At 73.8% G+C, this 21,272-nt stretch carries 19 protein-coding genes and 1 pseudogene; 10 read left to right on the top strand and 10 right to left on the bottom strand.

Annotated elements, in window-relative coordinates:
• The first annotated feature begins 214 nt into the window (after positions 1 to 214).
• Entirely contained in the window at positions 215 to 670 is a 456-nt protein-coding gene (locus ACWDCZ_RS10435; RefSeq protein WP_449815727.1) for a hypothetical protein, read from the top strand.
• Positions 671 to 683: 13 nt separating this feature from the next.
• On the opposite strand, the gene ACWDCZ_RS10440 is transcribed toward ACWDCZ_RS10435, so the two are convergent.
• Entirely contained in the window at positions 684 to 1,085 is a 402-nt protein-coding gene (locus tag ACWDCZ_RS10440) for an NTP pyrophosphohydrolase (protein ID WP_449815728.1), read from the bottom strand.
• Between the two features lie 142 nt (positions 1,086 to 1,227).
• On the opposite strand from ACWDCZ_RS10440, the gene ACWDCZ_RS10445 reads away from it, so the two are divergent.
• Complete coding sequence (locus ACWDCZ_RS10445; protein ID WP_375873666.1) at positions 1,228 to 2,007, top strand: oxygen-binding di-iron domain-containing protein; 780 nt, start codon at positions 1,228 to 1,230, stop codon at positions 2,005 to 2,007.
• A 31-nt stretch (positions 2,008 to 2,038) separates the two neighbouring features.
• Here the strand turns inward: ACWDCZ_RS10445 and ACWDCZ_RS10450 are convergent, their stop codons facing one another.
• Genes ACWDCZ_RS10450 through ACWDCZ_RS10460 form a run of 3 tightly spaced genes read right to left on the bottom strand, consistent with a single transcriptional unit; the run spans position 2,039 to position 4,678 of the window.
• A complete protein-coding gene (locus tag ACWDCZ_RS10450; protein WP_117486643.1) occupies positions 2,039 to 2,452 on the bottom strand; it encodes a PPOX class F420-dependent oxidoreductase in 414 nt (137 codons plus the stop codon).
• A 53-nt stretch (positions 2,453 to 2,505) separates the two neighbouring features.
• On the bottom strand, positions 2,506 to 3,291 hold the full coding sequence (locus ACWDCZ_RS10455; protein ID WP_449815729.1) for a bestrophin-like domain: 786 nt from the start codon (positions 3,289 to 3,291) through the stop codon (positions 2,506 to 2,508).
• A 19-nt stretch (positions 3,292 to 3,310) separates the two neighbouring features.
• Positions 3,311 to 4,678 (bottom strand): D-alanyl-D-alanine carboxypeptidase family protein, encoded by a 1,368-nt coding sequence (locus tag ACWDCZ_RS10460; RefSeq protein WP_449815730.1) that lies wholly within the window; start codon positions 4,676 to 4,678, stop codon positions 3,311 to 3,313.
• A gap of 213 nt (positions 4,679 to 4,891) precedes the next feature.
• Here ACWDCZ_RS10460 and ACWDCZ_RS10465 point away from each other — a divergent pair, with 213 nt between their 5' ends.
• Positions 4,892 to 5,089, top strand: coding sequence for a hypothetical protein (locus tag ACWDCZ_RS10465; RefSeq protein ID WP_049660802.1), 198 nt, complete (start codon positions 4,892 to 4,894; stop codon positions 5,087 to 5,089).
• Between the two features lie 36 nt (positions 5,090 to 5,125).
• On the opposite strand, the gene ACWDCZ_RS10470 is transcribed toward ACWDCZ_RS10465, so the two are convergent.
• Positions 5,126 to 5,941 (bottom strand): TetR/AcrR family transcriptional regulator, encoded by an 816-nt coding sequence (locus ACWDCZ_RS10470; protein WP_380739462.1) that lies wholly within the window; start codon positions 5,939 to 5,941, stop codon positions 5,126 to 5,128.
• 81 nt (positions 5,942 to 6,022) lie between these two features.
• On the opposite strand from ACWDCZ_RS10470, the gene ACWDCZ_RS10475 reads away from it, so the two are divergent.
• The 3 genes from ACWDCZ_RS10475 to ACWDCZ_RS10485 all read left to right on the top strand — a co-directional run bounded on the left by ACWDCZ_RS10475 (position 6,023) and on the right by ACWDCZ_RS10485 (position 11,780).
• Positions 6,023 to 6,874 (top strand): siderophore-interacting protein, encoded by an 852-nt coding sequence (locus ACWDCZ_RS10475; RefSeq protein ID WP_449815732.1) that lies wholly within the window; start codon positions 6,023 to 6,025, stop codon positions 6,872 to 6,874.
• Positions 6,875 to 7,163: 289 nt separating this feature from the next.
• On the top strand, positions 7,164 to 10,655 hold the full coding sequence (locus ACWDCZ_RS10480) for a S8 family serine peptidase (RefSeq protein ID WP_049657586.1): 3,492 nt from the start codon (positions 7,164 to 7,166) through the stop codon (positions 10,653 to 10,655).
• Between the two features lie 156 nt (positions 10,656 to 10,811).
• Complete coding sequence (locus ACWDCZ_RS10485) at positions 10,812 to 11,780, top strand: alpha/beta fold hydrolase (protein WP_259316439.1); 969 nt, start codon at positions 10,812 to 10,814, stop codon at positions 11,778 to 11,780.
• A 43-nt stretch (positions 11,781 to 11,823) separates the two neighbouring features.
• Here ACWDCZ_RS10485 and ACWDCZ_RS10490 read toward each other — a convergent pair whose 3' ends face one another.
• The 3 genes from ACWDCZ_RS10490 to ACWDCZ_RS10500 all read right to left on the bottom strand — a co-directional run bounded on the left by ACWDCZ_RS10490 (position 11,824) and on the right by ACWDCZ_RS10500 (position 15,021).
• Positions 11,824 to 13,281 carry a VWA domain-containing protein gene (locus tag ACWDCZ_RS10490; RefSeq protein ID WP_449815733.1) on the bottom strand — a complete coding sequence of 486 codons (1,458 nt, stop codon included), beginning with the start codon at positions 13,279 to 13,281 and terminating at the stop codon, positions 11,824 to 11,826.
• Positions 13,278 to 14,159: an AAA family ATPase gene (locus ACWDCZ_RS10495; protein ID WP_380739452.1), complete on the bottom strand. Its 882-nt coding sequence runs from the start codon at positions 14,157 to 14,159 to the stop codon at positions 13,278 to 13,280. Before ACWDCZ_RS10495 ends, ACWDCZ_RS10490 begins: the two co-directional genes overlap by 4 nt.
• Before the next feature lie 193 nt (positions 14,160 to 14,352).
• A complete protein-coding gene (locus ACWDCZ_RS10500) occupies positions 14,353 to 15,021 on the bottom strand; it encodes a hypothetical protein (protein WP_049650670.1) in 669 nt (222 codons plus the stop codon).
• 609 nt (positions 15,022 to 15,630) lie between these two features.
• On the opposite strand from ACWDCZ_RS10500, the gene ACWDCZ_RS10505 reads away from it, so the two are divergent.
• The 4 genes from ACWDCZ_RS10505 (at position 15,631) to ACWDCZ_RS10520 (ending at position 19,289) form a co-directional block, all read left to right on the top strand.
• Positions 15,631 to 16,359 carry a TetR/AcrR family transcriptional regulator gene (locus ACWDCZ_RS10505; protein ID WP_049650671.1) on the top strand — a complete coding sequence of 243 codons (729 nt, stop codon included), beginning with the start codon at positions 15,631 to 15,633 and terminating at the stop codon, positions 16,357 to 16,359.
• A gap of 186 nt (positions 16,360 to 16,545) precedes the next feature.
• Positions 16,546 to 17,202 carry a DUF6230 family protein gene (locus ACWDCZ_RS10510; RefSeq protein WP_049650672.1) on the top strand — a complete coding sequence of 219 codons (657 nt, stop codon included), beginning with the start codon at positions 16,546 to 16,548 and terminating at the stop codon, positions 17,200 to 17,202.
• A gap of 2 nt (positions 17,203 to 17,204) precedes the next feature.
• Positions 17,205 to 17,735, top strand: coding sequence for a DUF6114 domain-containing protein (locus ACWDCZ_RS10515; RefSeq protein ID WP_449815734.1), 531 nt, complete (start codon positions 17,205 to 17,207; stop codon positions 17,733 to 17,735).
• A 318-nt stretch (positions 17,736 to 18,053) separates the two neighbouring features.
• Positions 18,054 to 19,289: a globin domain-containing protein gene (locus ACWDCZ_RS10520; protein WP_449815735.1), complete on the top strand. Its 1,236-nt coding sequence runs from the start codon at positions 18,054 to 18,056 to the stop codon at positions 19,287 to 19,289.
• Between the two features lie 61 nt (positions 19,290 to 19,350).
• Here the strand turns inward: ACWDCZ_RS10520 and ACWDCZ_RS10525 are convergent, their stop codons facing one another.
• Positions 19,351 to 20,754, bottom strand: a complete 1,404-nt coding sequence (locus tag ACWDCZ_RS10525; RefSeq protein WP_049650674.1) for a selenium-binding protein SBP56-related protein — start codon at positions 20,752 to 20,754, stop codon at positions 19,351 to 19,353.
• Positions 20,755 to 21,147: 393 nt separating this feature from the next.
• Positions 21,148 to 21,272: pseudogene (locus ACWDCZ_RS10530) on the bottom strand (acetylglutamate kinase); the annotation flags it as partial.

Here is a 21,272-nt window from a genome sequence, read left to right on the forward strand (position 1 = left end):
ACTTCGCACTCACCCCCCAGCAGTCGGACGGGCGACGCGGTTGGTTCCCGTACGTTCCGGAACCGGTTCCCGTACGTTCCCGAACCGGCGGTGCCAGGCCGCTCCGCCGGGCGGCGCCCCGGCGGGTGTCCCTTGTCAGTGGGGCGTCGTAGGTTTGCTCCGCACGCCGAACACCGGGCGTGCGGACCGAGGAACACCGAAGGGGGAACCAGCGATGAAGCGTACGGGGAAGCACGGCTTCGCGGCGGTGGCCGGGGCGGTGGGGGCGGTGCTCGCCCTCGCCGGGACGGCGGTGGCGCAGCCGGCCGGGAGCGGGGCCGAGGCGCCCGCCGCGGTTCCCGGCCAGCCGGGGACGGGCGAGATCCTGCCGCACCCGGGGCCGGAGGGGCTGATCCGGATACCGGACTGGATCGGCGACGGCGGCGCCGTGACGGCCTCGGTGAACCCGTCGCAGCCGTTCACGTTCACGCTCGGCTGCCGGGGCGGCGGCTCGGTGGACGTGCACATCGGCGGCGCGGCGCCGGTCGACTTCACGGTCCAGTGCCCGGTCGACTCCACCGGCGTCGGCTCGGTGGAGGTCCCCGCCCGCCCGGGCCGGGACCTGCTGTTCACCGCGCACACCTCGGACCCGTCGATCCACTGGGGCATGTACGCCACCCAGGCCGACTAGACACGGCCCAGGGCTACGGCCGAACGCTGCGCGGCCCGATGGCGGTGGCACCCGACACGCCGACCCGGGCCCGCAGTTCGCGGTCGGCGGTGGCGACCAGGCAGGTGCGGGCGGGGTCTCTGGTCTTCTCGGCCCGGACCAGCTCCACGATCCGGTCGTCGCCGCTGCCGCTCGCCGCCACCACCCGTACTCCGGGCACGCCGTCCACCCCCCGGGCCGCGCCCTCGACGACCAGCACCACCTCCAACGGGCCGGGGTGCTCCGGCACGCCCCGCTTGGCGACGGCCACCAGCGCGTCCCGCAGCCGCTCGGCGGCGCCCCGCCGGTCGCGCCACCAGCCGTCCGGCACCGATCCGACCACGTTCGCGCCGTCCACCACCAGCAGCGGGAGCGGCCCGGCCTCGTTCTCGTCCATGGCCGCCAGCCTGCCACGCCGCCAGGCCGGGTTCCGCGGTGGCCGGTCGGAGCCGCGCCGCTCGGCCGAACCGGCGACGCGGGCGGCATGTCCGGTGCCGCCTGAGCGCCGGCCCCGGGCGGCTCGGGTAGGCAACGGGCCCATGGACACACGCATCGACGAGATCGCCGAACGCATCTACCGGATCTCGACCTTCGTCCCGGAGATCGCCCCGCCCGCCGGGTTCACCTTCAACCAGTTCCTGGTCGACGCCGAGGAGCCGCTGATCTTCCACACCGGGATGCGCTCGCTGTTCCCGGCGGTGTCCGAGGCGGTCGGCCGGGTGCTGCCGGTGGAGCGGCTGCGGTGGGTGACCTTCGGGCACGTCGAGGCGGACGAGTGCGGGGCGATGAACGAGTTCCTCGCCGCGGCCCCGCACGCGCGGGTCGCGCACAACACGCTCGGCTGTCTGGTCTCGCTGAACGACCTGGCCGACCGCCCGCCGGTGCCGATGGACGACGGCGAGGTGCTGGACCTCGGCGGGCGCCAGGTGCGCCGCCGGGTGCGCAACATCAACACCGCGCACGTGCCGCACGGCTGGGAGGCGCGGGTGCTGTTCGAGGAGCAGACCCGCACCCTGTTCTGCGGCGACCTGTTCACCCACCTCGGCAACGGGCCCGCCGTCACCGACGCCGACCTGGTCGAATCGGCCCTGGAATCCGAGGGGCTGTTCCGCCAGACCTCCTGCCTGACGGCCGCCGCGACCGCGCTGCGCTCCCTCGCCGAGCTGCGCCCGCGCACCCTGGCGGTGATGCACGGCTCGTCCTTCCACGGCGACGGCGCGGCCGCGCTGACCGCCCTGGCGGACGGGCTGGAGGAGCGGTTCGGGCCGGAGTCGGGGTTCGTCGGGCTGCCCAGCGCACTGGCCGGCCCGCACCCGTAGCCCGGTCCGTCGGCGCCCGGTCCGTCAGTGCTCAGTCCGTCAGCGTGATCCGGATGCCGACGGTGCCGCGCTCGCCGCGGCGCAGCCGGCTGCCGAGCAGGGTGAGCACGCCGAGCAGGCCGTACTTCTGGCGCAGCAGGGTGCGGTAGGCGGCGGTGCGCTCGGGGCCGAGGAGCTCGGCGGTGGCGGGGTACTGCTCGCCGGTCGGGCGGCCCTTGACGTCGCACGGGCCGACCAGCACGTCGGCGCGGTTGCGGATCCGCTTGACCTTCCAGGAGTCCGCGACGGTCCAGACCCCGAGCGCCTCCCCGTCGCGCACCACCCACACCGGGGTCGGCACGGCGGTGCCGTCCTTCCTGTACGTGGTGACGAGCAGGTAGCTCCCGGAGGAGAGCTGGACGATCCGGGCGAGCCGGTCCGCGGCGGAGGGGTCGGGCGTGGTCATGGCCGGAAGTCTAGAGGGCCCCGGGCACCATCCCGGGCAGCGGAGACGGGCGGTCACCAGAACTGCGCCAGCGCGCTCTCCTTGAAGGGTGTCGGGCTCACGCTGAGGTCCCCGGCGAAGGGCCGGTCCAGCACCAGGACCAGCAGCAGGCTGAACCCGATCAGCGCGGCCACCGAGCCGACGAACAGCAGCCGCACCTTCGGGCTGCGCAGCCCGTACAGCAGGGTCAGCGCGAGGATCACCAGCGCGCCGCCCACGATCAGCACCTGGAGCAGGACCGGCAGTTCGTTGCGGCTCTCGTTGATCCGGTCCCGGCGCTGCCCGACCGCGTCGTTGAGGCTGCCCAACGCCTCGGTGTAGAAGGCCTGTTCGGACTGGGACTGGGGCTCGTACTCGCGCAGCACCTGGTACATCCGGTCCACCTTGGAGGCCGTCGCCGTGAAGTCGCCGTGGCCGGCCCTCATCAGCGGCCACTGCTGCTCGACCACGGCGTGCACGTAGTCGTGGATCGCGGCGTTCACGGCGGTCTGGACGTCGGGCGGGAAGGCCTTGGCGTCGCGGGCGATCTGGGAGATCGACGTCGCCTCGGTGGAGACCACCTTCTGGGTGTCCTGGAGCTCGGTCCACAGGTTGACGATGACGAAGGCGAGGATGATGCCGTAGATCGCCCCGAACATGCCGAGCACCACGCCGACCATGTCGTTGTTCTCGCCACCGGTGAGGGCGGGGAAGCGGCGGGTGGTGAGGAGGCTGCAGGCCACGGCCAGGACGACGAAGCCGCCGACGACCAGGAACGTGAGCTCGGTGGTGGAGAAGTGGTTCAGCAGCCAGAGTTCCACGGCCGTCCGTCCTCGCCGGTCAGTCGGGTGTGGTCCCGCGGGGCCCGCGGGTGGTACGGGGAGGCCCGCCGGTACGGGCGGTGCGGAGCAGGGTGCGGGCGCGGCGGGTGAGGCGGTGCCGGCCGTGGCCGCCGACGCCGGTGGCGCCCCCGACGGCGGTCGCCCCGCCCCCGTCGTACGCCGGGGCGGACGCGGCGGACGCGGTGCGGCGGCGGGCGGTGACGCGGGCGGTGGCCCAGGCGGCGAGGGCGGTGGCGAGGACGGCGGCGGTCCAGACGGCGGGGGCGAGGCCCGAGCCGGAGCCGCTGGTCAGCGGCGGGCGGGACCAGGGCGGCAACTGCTCGCCGGCCTCGGCCCCGCCAGCGGCGGCGGACGGCCCGGCGGGGGCGGGGGCGGCGGTGTCGTCGACCAGCTTGCCGACCGGCTGGACCTTCCCGGCGGCCGCGAAGCCCCAGTCGAGCAGGCTGGCGGCCTCGTCGTAGACCCTGCCCTGCGCGTCCGGGTGCATCACCGTCACCAGCAGGGTGCGGCCGTCGCGTTCGGCGGCGCCGGTGAAGGTGGCGCCCGCGTTGGTGGTGTAGCCGTTCTTGACGCCGATCAGGCCGGGGTACTTGCCGAGCAGCCGGTCGGTGTTGGCGATGTCGAAGCTGGTGCGCTGGCCGGTGATCTTGTCCAGTCCGCCGGGGAAGCGCGCGGTGCGGGTGGCGCAGTAGGAGCGGAAGTCGGCGTTGCGCAGCCCGGCCCGGGCGAAGAGCGTGAGGTCGTAGGCGGAGGAGACCTGGCCGTCCATGTCGTAGCCGTCCGGGGAGACGACCTTGGTATCGCGGGCCTGGAGCGCCCGGGCGCGCTCCTGCATCTCGGTGACGGTCTGCTGGATGCCGCCGTTCATGTGGGCGAGGACGTGGACGGCGTCGTTGCCGGAGCTGAGGAAGACGCCCCGCCAGAGGTCCTCGACCCGGTACGGCAGGTTCTCCTTGACGCCGACCAGGCTGCTGCCGGCGCCGAGGCTGGCGAGCTCGGTCGTGGTGACCTTGTGCTCGGTGGTGCGGTCGAGCTTGGGCAGCACGGTGTCCGCGAACAGCATCTTGAGGGTGCTGGCCGGGGGCAGCGGCAGGTGGGCGTCGCGGGCGGCGAGCACCTCGCCGGTGGCCGCGTCGGCGACCAGCCAGGAGCGGCCGGTCAGGTCGGACGGCAGCGCGGGCGCCCCGGCCAGCGGCGCGACCTGGACGGCCGGGCGGCCGAGCCGCTCCCCGCCGACGGCGGGGACGGAGTCCTGGGCGAGGGAGGCCGGGGCGGTGACGGCGAGGACCAGGACGGCGCAGGCGGCGGCTCCGGCCGCGGTCACGGCGGCGGAGGGCGACTTCAGGGGTGTGCGGGTGGGGAACACACGGCGAACGTACCCGCGCCGCCGCCGGGCCGCCGGGCCTGCTGCTCCGTCCGGAGCCGGGCTGAGCCGTCCGGAGCCGTCCGGAGTCGGGCCGGGCGGTGAGGAACCGTCCGGAGCCGGGTCGGAGCCGCGCGGAAGGGACGACTTTGGTGGCGTCGGCCCGCACCGAAAGTCGGATGTCCGGCGGAGGGCCGGATTCCTAGGCTCGGGAGCATGAAGACCCTGCTCGGCTACCTCGGCTCCGTGTTGATCGTCGGCGGCGCCTCCGGCCTGCTGTCCACCTGGATCGAGGGCTTCCGGCTGTTCGGCTTCGTCCGGGTCCTGGTGCCGGCCGGCCACGAGATCGCCGGGTACTCCACCCTGGTGGTGCTGGGTGTCCTGCTGGCGCTCCCCGCCGCCCGGCACGGCTAGGGGATGCGCGGCACGGCTGGAACGCGCCCGGCACGGTCAGCGCACGCCCTGATCGTCTGAGGGCGCCCCCGCCGCGATGCCGTCGAGCAGGACGGCGAGCCCGGCGCGGAAGGCCTCCCGGTGGCCGTCCTCGGGGGCGCCGCCGCCGGTGCTCTGCAGGGCGACGAGCAGGGGGAAGCGCTCCGCGAAGTCCGGTGCCAGCTCGGCGAGTCGGGCGGAGCGGGTGGCCCACCAGTCCTCGTCGGCGATCCCGGTGGCGGCGGCCGCGCCGCGCGCGTCGGCGGTGGTGGCGGCCAGGCCGCGGACGAACTGCCAGAGCGCGGCGACCGCCCCGCGCAGCCGCGCCGGTGCCAGGCCGGCCGGCCGCAGTGCGCGCAACAGCGCCTCCATCGCGGCGAGTTCGGCGGGGCCGAGGACGGGGCGGGCCTGCGAGACCTGGAGCACCCAGGGGTGGCGCAGGTAGCAGGCGTACAGGGCCTCGGCCCAGGCGGTGACGGCTTCCCGCCAGGTGTCGGCCACCGGGAGTCCGCCGGGGAATTCGGCGGGAACTCCCGAGGGGGGTTCGGTGGCGAGTTCGGCGAGCGCCCGGTCGTGCATCAGGTCGAGCAGTTCGGCCTTGCCGGGCACATAGGTGTAGAGCGCCATCGCGGTGCGGCCGAGCCGTTCGCCCACGGCGCGCATCGACAGCGCGGCCATGCCCTCGGCGTCGGCCACCGCGATTCCGGCGGACACGATCGCGTCGACGCTCAGGCCCGGCTTGGGGCCGCTGCGCCCGGCGCGCGGCTCCTCGGGCGCGCCCCAGAGCAGGGCGAGCGCGCGGTGGGCGTCGCCCTGCCCGGCGTAGACGGTCATCCGACATCTCCTTATGGCGTAAAGTATCGCCCCGACGGCAACTCTTTATGCCGTAAGGTTACCAATCGAAGGGGTTTCGCGATGACATTGCCCGTCACCTTCGTCGAGGTCGTCGAGGTCCGCCGGATCACACCGCGCACCGCCCGGATCACCTTCGCCGCCGAGGAACTCCCCGACGCCGTCGGGACCGCCCCGGACCAGCAGCTGAAGCTCTGCTTCCCGCGCCCCGGGCAGCGCGAGCCGGTGCTGCCCGCCCGGCAGGACGACCCGATGGGCTGGTACCAGGCCTACCTGGCGATCCCCGAGGCCGAGCGCCCGCTGCTGCGCAGCTTCACCCTGCGCGGCCGGCGGCCCGGCACCCGGCTGGTCGAGATCGACTTCGTGCTGCACGGGGACTCCGGCCCGGCCGCCGCCTGGGCGGAGCGGGCCGCGCCGGGGGACCGGCTCGGGATGGTCGGCCCCTCCGCGCTGTACGCCCCGCGGGTCCCCTTCGTCGAGGCCGCCACGGAGGCCGACTGGGTGCTGCTGGCGGGCGACGAGACCGCGCTGCCGGCGCTCGCGACGCTGCTCGGGGTGCTGCCCGAGGGGGTCCGGGCGTACGTGTGGATCGAGGTCGCCGACCAGGCGGAACGCCAGGAGCTGGAGAGCCGCGCCGAGCTGGAGGTGGAGTGGCTGTACCGCGACGGCGCGGCCCCGGGCACCGTGCTGACCGAGGCGTTCCGGGACGGCGTGCTGCCCGGGGGTGAGCCCTTCGTCTGGCTGGCCGGGGAAGCGGGGGCGGTCCGGGAGGTCCGCCGGCTCCTGATCGAGGAGCAGGGGGTGCCGAAGGAGGACATCGACTTCACCGGCTACTGGCGCCACCGGCTGACCCAGGACGACGCGCCCACCGCCGAGGACCTGGCGGACGCTCAGGAGCGGCTGGCCGGCACCTGAGACCGGGCCGGGCGTCCCGCCGCGGCTCCCGCCGCGGGACGCCCGGGCGCCGTGGCGGCCGTTTCGCCGGGCGGCGGCGTGGGAAGGGAGTCCGCCGGGGCTCTCGCGTGCCGGCCGTCCGGATCCGGTAAGGGCCGATCGGCTGAAAGATGCGGATTCGACCCGATTTCCTCTCCGAATTTTACTGATTGATGGTCAACTTTACTTTCTGATGGGGATTTACCCCCTTGTCGTGATCCTCTCAGGTGCGTTGGAATGCGTCAGCTGTCCATCTGACGAGAGGATTTATATGATCGGCTGGCGGAAAACCCAGCTAGCGGCCGCCGTCACGGTGACCGCCGCGTCCATGGTCCTGAGCCTCGGGACCATCGCGACCGCGGCCCCGGCCCCCGAACCGCAGAACGCCCAGGCGGCGTCCACGGACGGGTCCCCGGTGCCGGTGATCGTCATCATGAAGGACCAGATCGCGGACGCCCCGGCCGACCACGGCCACCTCGGCGCCCGGCAGCAGAAGACCGCCGACGCACAGGCGCCGCTGCTGAACAAGGTCAAGGCCGGCGGCGGCACCGATATCAAGAGTTTCGTGGTCGGCAACGCCTTCTCGGCCACGGTCAGCCCCGCCCTGCGGGCCCAGCTCCAGGCCGACCCGGCCGTCTCCTCCGTGGTGGCGGACGCCCAGGTCCAGGTCGCCCCGCCGGCCGCCGCCAAGGCGAAGGCGGCCAAGGACACCGCCGCCGCCAAGGCGCCCAAGGCCGACGCCGCTCCGCAGGCCGTTTCGGGCAGTAACGGCCAGGGGGCGGAGGAGAACGCGACCAACACGGTCTGCCCCGCCGACCCGGCCAAGCCGCTGCTGGAGCCCGAGGGCCTCTACTCGACCCGGGCCGTCACCGGCAACGGCAAGCCCGGCGTGGAGGACCTCGCCACCGGCAAGGGCGTCAAGGTCGCCTACATCGCGGACGGCCTCGACCCGAACAACCCGGACTTCATCCGGGCCGACGGCTCGCACGCCGTGGTCGACTACCAGGACTTCGCGGGCGACGGCTGGGACGCGCCGACCGGCGCGGCCGAGGCCTTCGGCGACGCCTCGGCGGTCATCGCCCAGGGCCGCCAGGTCTACGACGTCTCCAAGTTCGTCAACTCCTCGCACCCGCTGCCGGCCGGCTGCAACATCCGCATCCGCGGCCTCGCCCCGGACGCCGACCTGGTCGCGCTGAAGGCCGGCGGCGAGATGATGTCCAACTCGTCGATCCTCCAGTCGATCGACTACGCGGTGCGGGTCGCCCACGTGGACGTGCTGAACGAGTCCTTCGGCGGCAACGTCACCCCGGACAGCGGCGCGCACGACACCATCTCGCTCTTCAACGAGCAGGCCGTCAAGGCCGGTGTCACGGTCGCGGTCTCCACCGGTGACGCCGGCCTCAGCGGCACGATCGGCACCCCGGCCACCGACCCGTCCGTGATCGCGGTCGGCGCCTCGACGGACAACCAGAACTACCAGCAGACCGGTTACGCGGCCTCCCAGTTCTCCAACAAGACCTGGAGCAACAGCCGCATCTCCGCGCTCTCCTCGGGCGGCTTCACCCAGGCCGGCCGGACCGTCGACCTGGTCGCGCCGGGCGAGTCGGACTGGGCGCTGTGCACGCCCGACACCAGCAAGTACACGGACTGCACGGGCTACAACGGGCAGCCCTCGCCGATCCAGCCGTTCGGCGGCACCAGCCAGTCGGCCCCGTTCGTCACCGGCGCCGCGGCCCTGGTCATCCAGGCCTACCGCGACACCCACGGCGGCGACTCGCCCGCCCCGGCGCTGGTGAAGAAGTTCCTCACCGGCACCGCCACCGACCTCGGCGTGCCGGCCGAGGAGCAGGGCGCCGGCCTGCTGAACGTCCGCGCCGCCGTCGAGGCCGCCCGCGGCTACGACGACGGGGACGGCACCGACGGTGCGAAGACCGTCGTGGTCAACACCGGCCAGGTCGACATCGCCGGCGCCCCCGGCTCGACCCACACCGCCGACGTGTCCGTCACCAACACCAGTGACAGCACCCAGACGGTGAGCGCCACGACCCGCGGCTTCGCGCCGCAGTCGAGCAACCGGCAGACCGTCCAGCTGGACCCGTCCTCGAAGGACACCTTCAAGTACGCGACCAACGGCGCGGACTGGGTGCAGAAGCAGGTCAAGTTCACCGTCCCGGCCGGCGCCGACCGCCTCGCGGCCTCGATCGCCTGGCAGGGCGCGCCCAACCCGGTCACCAACGGGCCGGTGGTCCGGATGACGCTGCTCGACCCCTCGGGCCGCTTCGAGACCAACACCCGTCCGCAGGGCGGCGCCACCCCGGCCAACTTCGGCCTGGTGGACGTCCCGCACCCGGTGGCCGGCGAGTGGACCGCCGTCCTCTACACCCCGGCCGGCCAGGCCGGCTACAACGGCGCCGTCGAGCTCGGCACCGCCACCCAGCGCGCGGTGCCGGCCGGCGCCGTGAGCCCCGGCACCACCGACCTGAAGCCGGGCCAGACCAAGACCCTCAAGGTCCAGCTCACCACCCCGGCCACCAGCGGCGACTCCAGCGAGGCCGTCCTGGTCTCCGGCTCCAACGGCAACACCACCAGCGTCCCGGTCGTGCTGCGCAGCCTCGTCCCGGTCAACCAGGGCAAGGGCACCTTCACCGGCACCATCACCGGTGGCAACGGCCGCAGCGCCTCGCCGACGCAGAGCTTCTCGTACGCCTTCGACGTCCCGAAGGGCCAGAAGGACCTGCGGGTCGGCCTGACCGTCGGCAAGGACCCGAAGCTGCTCATGCAGGGCGCGCTGATCAGCCCGAACGGCACCCCGGTCGACATCGAGGGCAACGGGCAGTTCGACGCCCAGGGCAACCTGGCGGGCACCGGCAACGGCGTCTCGGCCACCGCCGTCAACCCGGCCGCCGGCCGCTGGCGGTTCGTCCTGAACGTGCTCGGCCCGGTCAGCGGCCAGGAGCTCGCCCAGGACTTCACCGGCACCATCGCGTTCAACCAGAACCAGGCCACCGCGGCCGGTCTGCCCAACGACGCCCGCAGCAAGCTGGCGGCCGGCAAGCCGGTCACCGTCCAGGTGAACTACACCAACAACACCGTCGCGACCCAGCGGATCGCGGCCGACGGCCGGCTGGACCGCCGGGTGGACGTGCCGCTGGTGCCGCAGGGCACCTCGGCGACCGTCACCCTGCCGCTGAGCCTCAGCTCCGCAGTGCCGTCCTTCCTGGTGCCGCCGGGCACCGACCGGCTCAAGGCCGTGGCGGCGTCCTCGACGCCGGCGCAGATCGAGCTGAGCGCCACCACCGGCTCGCCGGACCTGTTCGGCGACCTGAAGAAGGCCCAGGACGGCTCCACCGTCTCGGTCGTCACCGACAACGGCACCGCCGAGCAGCCGGTCGTCCCCGGCACCTGGAGCACCTTCGTCCAGCAGATCGGCCCGTTCGGCACCGGCGGCGCGCCGGCCGGCACCTCCACCATCACGGCCACCGCGCACACCCAGGCCTTCGACCCGGCGCTGACCTCCAGCACCGGTGACCCGTACGCCGCCTCGGTGAACGCCTCGGCCGCGGCCGCCACCCCGGTGACCGTCGCCCCCGGCGCCACCGGCACGCTCCAGGTGACGCTGACCCCGACCGGCCCGAAGGGCAGCACCGTCAAGGGCGTGCTGTACCTGGTGTCCGGCCCGACCGGCGTGGCCACCGCCAACAACGCCCTGAACACCACCGGTTCGGTGCTCGCGGCGATCCCGTACAGCTACACCGTGAACTGACGCCACGTCAGCCGACGTCAGGCCGAGGCCGTCCCGGGGTTCCGGGGCGGCCTCGGCCGCGTTCGGCGGCCGGGGTTCCGGGGGCGGCCGACTGGGCAGGGTCGGGAGTGAACGGATGTTGTCACCGGATGTTGTCACCGGATGGGGAGTTGCGAGTTGAACGACGCGATCAAGCACGGCGAGGTCGTGGTGAACGGCGTACGGCTGCACTACGCGGAGCAGGGCGAGGGGCCGCTGGTCCTGCTGCTGCACGGCTTCCCGGAGAGCTGGTACTCCTGGCGCCACCAGTTCGCGCCGCTCGCCGAGGCCGGCTACCGGGTCGTCGCGCCGGACCAGCGCGGGTACGCCCGCAGCGAGCAGCCCGAGCGGATCGACGCCTACACCCTGCTGCACCTGGTCGGCGACGTGACGGCGCTGATCGCCGCGCTCGGCGAGGAGAAGGCCGTCGTGGTCGGGCACGACTGGGGCGCGCCGGTGGCCTGGGCCGCCGCGGCGCTGCGGCCGGACCTGGTGCGCGGGGTGGCCGGGCTGAGCGTGCCGCCGCTGCCGGCCGGGCCCGGCACCCTGTCCGCGGCCCGGGAGAACTTCGGCGAGGGCTTCTACCAGATCTACTTCCAGGAGCCGGGCCGCGCCGACGCCGAGCTGGCGGCCGATGTCAAGTCCAGCCTGCGCCGCATCCTCTGCGGCATCCAGCCCGACGGCGAGCCGCGACCGTGGATCGTCCCCGAGGGAAAGAAGCTGCTGGACACCGTCCCGGAGCCGGAGAGCCTGCCGGACTGGCTCACCGACGAGGACCTCGACGTGTTCGCCGCCGACTACGCCCGGCACGGCGAGCACGCCTTCACCGGGGGCCTCAACTGGTACCGCAACATCGACCGGAACAGTGAGCTGATGACGGCGTTCGTCGGCCAGCGGATCGACGTGCCCGCGCTGTTCGTGGTCGGCGAGCGGGACCTGGTGAACGCGATGATCGCGCCGGAGGCGGTCCAGTACCTGCTGACGCACCTGACGCCCCGGCTGCACCGGCACGTCCGGCTGCCGGACACCGGCCACTGGACGCAGCAGGAGCGCCCGGCCGAGGTCACCGAGGCTCTGCTGGACTTCCTGGCGCACCTGGACAAGTAGCCGGCCGGGGCACCGGGCGCGGCCTCGGGGGCCGCGCCCGGTGTCAGACCGGCAGGAGGCGGGCGATCAGCTCGCCGAGGCGGCGGGCGTTGCGGCAGGAGTGCATCTCCACCACGCCCGCGTAGACGAGGGCGGCGGAGTCGCCGGTCGGCCAGAGCGAGGGCTGTTCGGGGTTGAGCCAGAACACCCGGCGGGCCCGGGCGGCGATCCGGCGCAGCGCGTCCGGGTTGGGGTCGCGGTGGTTGTTCCTGGCGTCGCCGAGGACCAGCACGCAGGTGCGCGGGCCGACGGCGTCCAGGTGCCGCTCGGCGAACTCCCCGAGTGCGGAGCCGTAGTCGCTGTTGCCGTGGTAGCCCGTGACCTCGGCCTCGGCGAGGATCCGGGCGGCCAGGCGTGCCGGGTCGTCGCCGCCGCGCAGCAGGCCGGTCACCTCGGCGGTGCGGTTGACGAAGGCGAACACCCGGACCTTGCTGAACTGTTCGCCCATCGCCTGCACCAGCAGCATGGTGAAGTCGGCGAAGCCCGCCACCGAGCCGGAGACGTCGCACAGCAGCACCAGCTCCGGGCGGGCCGGGCGGCGCCGCCGGTACGCGGGGCGCAGCGGCACCCCGCCGGTGCCCAGCGAGCGGCGCAGGGTGCGGCGCAGGTCGATCTCGCCGCGGGCGGCGCGCCGGCGCCGGGCGGCCAGCCGGGTGGCCAGCTTGCGGGCCAACGGGTGGACGGTGCGGCGCAGTTCGGCGAGCTGGTCGTGGCCGGCGTAGAGGAAGTCGACCCGGTCGGCGGTGGGGGCGACAGCGCGTTCGGCGATCCGCTCGGGGCCGCGCAGCTCGGCGACCCGGCGGCGGGCCTCGCCGGCGGCCATGGCGCGGAAGTCCCGGATGCGGCGGCGGATCTCGTCGGCGAGCACCCGGTCGGAGAGGTCCCGGTCGGCGGGGTCCCGGGCGCCGGGCCGCTCGCGCAGAGCGGCGAGGACGCGGGCGAGCAGCGTCTCGGGGGCGAGCCGGCCGAGCGCCTGCTGGGCGGACCAGCCGCCGGAGCCGGGGGAGCCCCCGCTGCCGGGGGAGCCTCCGGTGCCGTACCGGCCGAAGGCCTCGATCAGCTCGCCGGCCAGCCGGGCCTGGGCGGCGCGGTCGTCGGCGGCCAGCGCGGCGGCGAGGCGCTCGCGCAGCTGCTCGCGCAGCGGGTCGGGGCGGCCGAAGCGCGGCGGCTCGGGGTCGTCGGGGACGGGCGGCGGGTCGGCCCGGACGGCCTCCGGGGTGCCGACACCGAGCGGGAAGAACAGGTCGAAGGCGGCGTCGTAGACGGTCCGTTGGGCCTCCGAGCGGAGCAGGGCGGCGGCCAGGCCGGCCCGCATCTGCTCGCGGTCGGCGAAGCCGAGGACGTCCAGGACGGCGGCCGCGTCCACCGTCTCGGCCGGGCCGATCCGCAGGCCGTGCCCGCGCAGGGCGCGGACCAGGCCGGTGAGGCGGGCGGCGGTGTCGGCCTCCCGGGGCGTCGTCATGCGAGGGTGAGCTTCTGGGCGGCCTTGCGGACGTCGTCCTGGTGCTTGAGGATCACGCCGAGGGTGTCCCGGACGACCGTCTCGTCCAGGGTGGCGGCGCCGAGTGCCAGCAGGGTGCGGGCCCAGTCGATGGTCTCGGCGACGGACGGGGCCTTGCGCAGCTCCATCGCGCGCAGCGCGCCGACCACCCGGACCAGCGACTCGGCCAGCGTCTCGTCCAGTCCGGGCACCTTGAGCCGGACGATCCGGCGCTCCAACTCGGCCTCGGGGTAGTCGAGGTGGAGGAAGAGGCAGCGGCGGCGCAGCGCCTCGGAGAGCTCGCGGGTGGCGTTCGAGGTGAGCAGCACGAAGGGGCGGCGCTCGGCGGTGATGGTGCCCAGCTCGGGGACGGTGACCTGGAAGTCGCTGAGCACCTCCAGCAGCAGCGCCTCCACCTCGACGTCGGCCTTGTCCATCTCGTCGATCAGCAGCACGGTCGGCTCCTCGCCGCGGATCGCGGTGAGCAGCGGGCGGGCGAGCAGGAACTCCTCGCCGAAGATGTCGGTGCGGGCCTCCTGCCAGCCCTCGTCGCGGCCGGCGGTGATCCGCAGCAGCTGCTTGGCGTGGTTCCACTCGTAGAGCGCGCGGGCCTCGTCGATGCCCTCGTAGCACTGGAGCCGGACCAGCCGGGCGCGGCCGATCGCGGCCACCGCCTTGGCGAGTTCGGTCTTGCCGACCCCGGCCGGGCCCTCGACCAGCAGCGGCTTGCCGAGCCGGTCGGCGAGGAAGACGGTGGTGGCCACGGAGGTGGAGGCCAGGTAGCCGGTGGCGGCCAACTGCTCGGCGGCGTCCGCCACCGAGGTGAAGAAGCCCGTGCCGTGCCCGCCGTCGTCGCTCATCCGCCTGCCCCGTTCCGGTTCGCCGTCTCCGTGCGGCGCCACCCTACCGGCCGGTCACTTCGCTGTCTCGGGGGCGGGCGTCCGGGGTCGGGGGCGGGCGTTCCGGTTCGGGGACGGTCCGGCGCAGCGGCGTACGGCCCGGTGAGGGTGCCGTACGCCGCCGTCGTCAGGACGGGCCGTGGGGGCCCCGGCGTCAGTTGACGAAGAGCGCCGGGCTGCCGGCGACGGAGCTGTCGAGCACCGGGCCGTAGGTGGCGCTGAAGTAGCCCGTCGAGAAGCACAGGCTCGGCCCGGACACCAGGGCGAACGGCTGGCCGGCGAAACCGATGGTGTTGCCGGTGTTCGAGGTGGTGCCGTTGATCCCGGTGCTGTTCTGGTAGTTGCAGCTGATGCTGCCCAGGATGGTGTTGAGCACCACGGTGGTGCCCATCACGCCGGCCGCGCCGGGGGTGAGCTTGACCGGGTTGCCAGGGGCGTCGCTGACCGTGTTGGTGAACGGCAGGCTGGTGACCGTGACGCTCTTGACGCCGGTGACACCGATGACGTTGGAGGTGCAGGAGCCGAAGGTCTGGGTGTCGAGCCGCTCGACGGCGCTGCCCGGCGCGGCCGGGTTGGCGGTGACGGTCGCCGAGAAGGAGGAGGCGGCACACTTGACGCCGGTCGACCCGGTGGCGCTGTTGTTGAAGTTCGCGGTGGTGCCGGAGACCAGGTTGGCGGTCAGCACGTCGCCGACGGCGACGTCCGGGCCGCTCGGACTTCCGGTGGTCAGGACCGCGCCGGCGGCCTGGGCGGGGGTCACGGCCGCGCCGGTGAGGGCGAGTGCGGCCAGGGCGGCGGTGGCGAGGGTGCGGCTGATGCGCATGAGGGTACCTCTCTCCGTCCGGTGGACGGGGGTGGGGGAAACCCGGCGTGCGGGTGTGGTGGTGTGCACGACGGGGGAGGGGCGTGACGGGTGCCGGAGGCTTCGCACCGGAGACGTCGGACCGGAGACTTCGTACCGTTCCCCGGGTCGTTCTCCGGGCCGCGCTCCGGTCTTCACACCGGATGCCTCGGCCCATGCCGAGGGCGGGCGGGCCCGGCGCCACGGGCCCGTCCGTGCGGTACGGCGGTGCGGACGTACGCGAGGGTGGGCGTACGGCGGTGCGGTGGAACTGCGATGGAACTGCGGTGGTACGGCGGTGCGGTGGAGCTGCGGTGCGGCCTTGCGTGTGGCCTTGCGTACGGACGGCGGCGTGGAACACCGCGGCACCGCGCCGTTCGGTCGGGGACGTGCGGTGCCGTCGGGGCCCTCGACGACTGCCACCGTCGCGGTCCCGTCCCCGCCGTGGTCCCGTGGCCCGGGCTTTCGCCCCGGTCCGCGGAGCCCCCGGAGGTCCGGCCGGTGGGCGCCTGCTGGCCCACCGGTTGGAAACCTGTCAGTGTTGTAAACCCGGTGTTCCATCAATGTCAATACAGGACACAGGAGTTGGTGATGGATCGGAAACACCTCCGCGGAGCCGACGTGGTCCTGCTGCCGGGTGCCCGGACCGGCCGCGATCCGGCCCGCTCGATCAAGCCGGGCCCGCGCCGACTGCCCGCCGGCGTGGTCGCCGCGACCCAGCGCGATCGACTCCTGGACGGGCTGGTGCGGACCGTCGCCGAGCGCGGCTACCAGCACGCGACGATCAGCGACATCTGCCGCGCGGCGGGCGTGACCAGGCCGGTCTTCTACGAGCTGTTCAACGGCAAGGAGGACGCCTTCCTGGCCGCGCACCGGCACGGCACCGGTGTGGTGATCCGGCGGATGGCGGCCGCCTTCGCGGCCGAATCCGACTGGTGCCGGGGCATCCGGAAGGCGCTCGGCGTGATGCTGCAACTGCTGGCGGGGACACCGGCGTTCGCCACGATGGCGGTGATCGAGATCGAGGCGGTCGGTCCGGCCGGCCGCCGGGAGCGGGCCCAACTGCTGACCAGGTTCCGCTCGTTCTTCGCCGAGGTGCCCCAACTTCCGGGCGGGGTCGGGTCGAAGGAGATGGTGGACGCCGTGGTCGGCGGCGTCTACAGCGCGATCTACCGGCGGATCGACTCCGGCCGGACCGAACAACTACTGGAGCTCCTGCCGCTGTTGAGCCTGTTCTGCCTGTCGCCCTTCCTCGGCCCGGCGGAAGCGGCCGAGCGGCTGGGGGTGCGGGACTGGCCGAAGCGGGTCGCGGATTGGTGAAGATCCTTCGTGCACCTGTATTGACCCGGCCAATACCGGGCAGTAGCTTCCCAGTTACCTACCGGCGCCGACCGGTCCGCCCCGCTGCCGAGGGGCGGACAGCCCGGTCGGGCCGGGGAACGCTGTCCGCGCCAGGACAACGTGCCAAGTGCCTGCACACCCATTCCACCCACAGGGAGCACACACATGGCCATGTCCGAGGACGCCGCCACGGCGGCCGAGACCCCGCAGACGCCGAGCGGGCCGAGAAGAGGACGGGTCCGGCTGAAGCGCAGCGCCCTGATGGCCGTACCGGCCATCGCGGCCGGTGGCGTCCTGATGGCGCTCACCGCCCAGGGCGTGCTCGCCGCCCAGTTCTCCATCTCCGGCATGCCGTTCACCATCACCGCCGACAAGCTGGACGGCGAGGGCTTCGCCCAGTTCGGCTCGCTGGACTCGATGATCCCCGACAGCCCCAACGCGGGCTCCACCGGCGGCCAGGTGCTGGTCGCGGTGTCGGCGATCAAGAAGGCCGAGATCACCAACCTGTGCCAGAGCGTCGACCTCGGCGGCATCAACCTGGTGATCCACGCGGGCGACGGCGGCACCCCCGTCACCGCCTCCGACCTCACCACCGACTCCGACATGCTGTCGGGCGACGCGGAGTTCAAGAACATCGAGATCGGCGGCGACGCGAGCACGTACACCAAGGCCGGCCCGGTCGGGAAGGGCAACCCCGGCGTGTTCGGCCAGCAGGCCGACCACGTCACGCTGACCCACCTGAACCAGCACAACTATGCGAGCACCGCCGTCGGGTTCAAACTGCCGAACCTGCGGCTGAGCTTCAGCTCCACGGGCTGCTGAGCATGGCGGAGTCCGTACCGGAGCCGGCCGGCACCGGCGAGGGCACCGCGGCACGGGCCGAGGGGGTGGCCGCCGAGGGGACGGCGGCCGCGCCCGCCCAGGCCGTGGCGGCCCCCGTCGCCGAGCCCGCCGCACGCCCGGTCACACGCGACTGGCGGGGCCGGCGACCGTTCTGGGGCGGGCTGCTGGTGACACTCGGCGGCGCCGAGGTCCTGTTCACCCTGAAGGCCCCGCTGCCCGTCATCCTGCACATCGGGATGCAGGGGCTGGCCGGGTACCTGGTGCCCGCGGTGATGCTGCTGTGCGGCCTGCTGATCCTGTTCAACCCGGCGCAGCGGCTGTTCTACTCCATCCTCGCCGTGCTGGCCTCGCTGGCCAGCTGGGTCACCTCCAACCTGGGCGGCTTCGTGATCGGGATGCTGCTCGGGGTGGTCGGTGCCTGTCTCACCTTCGGGTGGCTGCCCGACCAGCCGCTGCGCCAGGGCCAGCAGCGGCGGCTGGAGCGCCGGGAGGCGCGCCGGGCAGGAGTCTGACGACGGCGGTGCCCCGGGTCCTGGTGGTAGGAGAGCACCGGGGCGCGGGGCACCCTTCCGTCCTGCCCGCCGGTTTCGGGGGTGCGTGCGCGCGATGGGGCCCGCCCGTTCCGGGGGGACGTGCGCGCGATGGGGCCCGTGCGCGGTGGGGGTGCGTGCGCGCGGTGGGGGTCCGTGCGCGCTGTGGCCGAAAAGCGTCCCGGTCCGGACGTACCACCGCAAGGGGTCGTTGGTCCCGGGTCTCTCCGGGGCGATCGGCCCTTCTCGTGTCCGGCGGCCCGGCAGTTCACTGGGCGGGACATGGACAACAGCAGCAGCATGAGCACTGGCACCGCCACCGCCACCGCCGAGTACGACCGCCTGATCGCCCGCCATCACGCGATGCGCCTGCGACGCCAACTCCTCGCCCCCTCCACCTCGGCCGGCGGCGACCTCGGGTGCAACGCGTACGGGGAGGAGGGCGGCTACGACGGCGCCGCTGACCAGCACGTCATCCGGCGCGACCTCGACCTGATCTCCCCGCTCGCGGACCTGATCGACCACCTCTACGCGGTGATGTTCAGCCACCGCCCGTACCTGCGACCGCTCTTCCCCGCCTCGATGGAGTTCCAGCAGCTCCACCTGGAACGGATCTTCCACCATCTGATCGACCACCTCGACCGGTCGGCCGAACTGGAGCGGACGCTCCGCCAACTCGGCCGCGACCACAGGAAACTGGGCGTCCGGCCGGTGCACTACGAGGCCTTCGAGGAGGCCCTGTGCGCGGCCGTCCGGCACCGGGCCGGCGAGCGCTGGACGGAGGAGCTGGAGGGTGCCTGGGTGCGGATGCTGCGCTTCGCCGTCGGCGCGATGGTGGCCGGCGCCGACTCCGCGCTCACCGAACCCCCGTACTGGCACGCCGTGGTGACCGGCCACGAGCGCCGCCGCCCCGACCTCGCCGTGCTGCGGGTGCGCACCGGCGAACCGTACCCGTACCGGGCCGGGCAGTACGGCACCGTCGAGCACCCGGCGCTGCCGCACACCTGGCGGCAGTACTCGATGGGCTGCGCCCCGCGCGCCGACAACGAGCTGGAGTTCCACGTCCGCCGCACCGCCCCCGGCGGGGTCAGCGCCGCCCTGGTCGAGCACACCGGCATCGGCGACCGGCTGCGCCTCGGCCCGCCGCGCGGCAGCCTGCTGCCCGACGGCGACGCCCGCGACCTGCTGCTGGTCGCGGGCGGCACCGGCCTCGCCCCGATGAAGGCGATCATCGAGCAGCAGACCGCCCACCGGCCGACCGGCCGCCGGGTCCACCTGTTCGTCGGCGCCCGGGACCGCCGGGACCTCTACGACTGGCAGTCGCTGTCCGAACTCGGCCTGCACAAGCCGTGGTTGACCGTCACCCCGGTCACCGTCGGCGAATTCGCCGACGCCGTCGCGATGGCGGGGGACTGGCGCGAGCACCTGGCCTGCGTCACCGGGCCGGCCGGCATGGTCGGCTCCGTCCGCACCCGGCTGACGGCGGCGGGGCTGCCGTCGGCGCAGGTGCGGTTCGACCAGGCGCTGTTCCGGTGACGCCCGCCTGACCGGTGACGCCCGCCCGTCCGGTCGGGTCGGCTCAGCTGGTGACGACCGCTCAGCGGAAGCAGTAGGAGTCGGAGGAGGCGTCGCCGCCCGCCAGGTGGGTCTGGTGGACGCGTAGGCCCCGGAAGTCGGCGCCGTGCGGGAAGAAGCGCTCGTCGACGCTCAGCCCGCCGGCCTCCGGGTCGGCGTCCAGCTTGACCATCCAGGGCTCGATGCCGTCCGGGTAGAACTGGTCGTCCCAGGCGCCGTAGAGCGAGTTGGTGAGGTAGACCCGCCGGCCGTCCCGGCTGATCTCCACCATCTGCGGCGCCCCGCTCAGCGGACGGCCGGGCTCGGCCGGGTGCGGGGTGCGGGCGGTGATCCCGCCGAGCCGCACCGAGCCGGCCAGCCGGGGGTGGAACGGGTCCGAGACGTCGTACTGGAACAGCTCGCCGGTGCCCCAGGCCGACACGTACAGCCAGCGGTCGTCCACCGACAGGTTGATGTCGGTGACCAGCGGTGGCACCGCGCCGAACGGCCGCAGCGCGGGCGGCAGGTCCTCGGCCGCGGCCGGCTCGGCGGGGATCTCGATCACCTTGCGCGCGGTGAACGCCGGCCCGTCCCGGTACCAGAGCCAGACCGAGGAGGACAGGTCCTCGACGTTGGTGACCACCCCGGCGAACCCCCACTCCGCCTGCGGGTCGTGCGCCGGGCGCAGCTCCAGCACCATCTGGTACTGGTCGCCGAGGTCCACCCGCTGGAGGTGGCGGCCGGAGTCCAGCTCCCAGAAGTGCAGCGCGTGGCCGTACTTGCGCCCGAGCAGGAGCTCCGGCACCACCCCGCCCTCGACCATCGACGGGGTGCCCCACTCGCTGGTGATGCCCACGTTGGTGCCCAGGTGCCACCAGACGTCGTAGGCGAAGTGCTGCGGCCCGCGCTCGGTCTCCCAGGCGCGCAGCACCTCGAAGGTGGTGTGGTCGAGCAGCGCCACCCCGCCCGGGCCGTCGTTGCCCTCGGCGCCGCCCAGGCAGGACAGGAAGACGCCGTCGGGGCCGCAGTGCAGGGTGTGCGGGCGCGAGTAGCCCGCCTTGGCGGCGAGCTCCTTCGCCTCCACCGTCTTGACCAGCCGCGGGCGGACCGGGTCGGGGTAGGTGTCCATGACGTGCAGCCGGGAGGAGCGCAGCCCCGGCAGCAGCAGGTAGCGCCGCTCCGGGTTCTCGTGGCAGGCGTGGGCGAGGGCGCTTGAGCAGGCGTTCCAGCCGAAGTGGTGCAACTCGTCGCCGAGCGTGGGGAGTTCGGCGAAGTTCAGGACCTTCCCGTAGCTCGCCGAGTCCGGATCGGTGTCGACGCTCAGCAACGCGTCCGGCCGCCGCCCCGACCGGTCGAACCCGGCCACGTACGCCAGCCTCTCCGGCGGGGCGGCGATCGCCTCGGCGGCCGAACGGTAGAGCGACGGATCGGTGTGCCCGTGCTGCATGCAAACTCCCCAACTCGCCTGGTCTGTCCCGGAAGCGTTCCACAGAACCACCGGCGCACAGCAGGCGCACGAGGGGCGGGCGACTACGCTCACGGGGTGCACAACAGCATTCGCGGGGGGACGTTCCACGCCCCGGTCGTCCAGGCGGACACGGCGCACGTCACGGTCACCGCGCGCCCGCCCACGATCGCGGGGCTGCCGCCGGTCACCTCCGCCTTCACCGGACGCGACCAGGACCTCGCCGAACTCCGCGCCCTGCTGGCCCCGGACGGCCCGTCGACGGTGACGGTCACCGGCCTCGGCGGCATCGGCAAGACCACCCTCGCGCTCGCCGCCGGCCACGCGCTGCTCGGCGAGGGCCACTACTCCGCCGCCCTCTTCGTCGACCTCCGCGGCTACGACGAGACCCCGGTCGAGGCCGGACATGCCGACCGCGAACGGGCCGTGCTCGTTGAGCAGGCCGACCAGCTCGCGCTGCACCTGGCCGGCCAGCACCATCCGGACCACGTCCATGGTCT

Source organism: Kitasatospora sp. NPDC001225 (assembly GCF_053597855.1).

Coding starts and splice junctions, on each gene's coding strand:
- ACWDCZ_RS10435 (WP_449815727.1), top strand. CDS start 215: ATGAAGCGTACGGGGAAGCACGGCTTCGCGGCGGTGGCCGGGGCGGTG.
- ACWDCZ_RS10440 (WP_449815728.1), bottom strand. CDS start 1,085: ATGGACGAGAACGAGGCCGGGCCGCTCCCGCTGCTGGTGGTGGACGGC.
- ACWDCZ_RS10445 (WP_375873666.1), top strand. CDS start 1,228: ATGGACACACGCATCGACGAGATCGCCGAACGCATCTACCGGATCTCG.
- ACWDCZ_RS10450 (WP_117486643.1), bottom strand. CDS start 2,452: ATGACCACGCCCGACCCCTCCGCCGCGGACCGGCTCGCCCGGATCGTC.
- ACWDCZ_RS10465 (WP_049660802.1), top strand. CDS start 4,892: ATGAAGACCCTGCTCGGCTACCTCGGCTCCGTGTTGATCGTCGGCGGC.
- ACWDCZ_RS10470 (WP_380739462.1), bottom strand. CDS start 5,941: ATGACCGTCTACGCCGGGCAGGGCGACGCCCACCGCGCGCTCGCCCTG.
- ACWDCZ_RS10475 (WP_449815732.1), top strand. CDS start 6,023: ATGACATTGCCCGTCACCTTCGTCGAGGTCGTCGAGGTCCGCCGGATC.
- ACWDCZ_RS10480 (WP_049657586.1), top strand. CDS start 7,164: ATGATCGGCTGGCGGAAAACCCAGCTAGCGGCCGCCGTCACGGTGACC.
- ACWDCZ_RS10490 (WP_449815733.1), bottom strand. CDS start 13,281: ATGACGACGCCCCGGGAGGCCGACACCGCCGCCCGCCTCACCGGCCTG.
- ACWDCZ_RS10495 (WP_380739452.1), bottom strand. CDS start 14,159: ATGAGCGACGACGGCGGGCACGGCACGGGCTTCTTCACCTCGGTGGCG.
- ACWDCZ_RS10500 (WP_049650670.1), bottom strand. CDS start 15,021: ATGCGCATCAGCCGCACCCTCGCCACCGCCGCCCTGGCCGCACTCGCC.
- ACWDCZ_RS10505 (WP_049650671.1), top strand. CDS start 15,631: ATGGATCGGAAACACCTCCGCGGAGCCGACGTGGTCCTGCTGCCGGGT.
- ACWDCZ_RS10510 (WP_049650672.1), top strand. CDS start 16,546: ATGGCCATGTCCGAGGACGCCGCCACGGCGGCCGAGACCCCGCAGACG.
- ACWDCZ_RS10515 (WP_449815734.1), top strand. CDS start 17,205: ATGGCGGAGTCCGTACCGGAGCCGGCCGGCACCGGCGAGGGCACCGCG.
- ACWDCZ_RS10520 (WP_449815735.1), top strand. CDS start 18,054: ATGAGCACTGGCACCGCCACCGCCACCGCCGAGTACGACCGCCTGATC.
- ACWDCZ_RS10525 (WP_049650674.1), bottom strand. CDS start 20,754: ATGCAGCACGGGCACACCGATCCGTCGCTCTACCGTTCGGCCGCCGAG.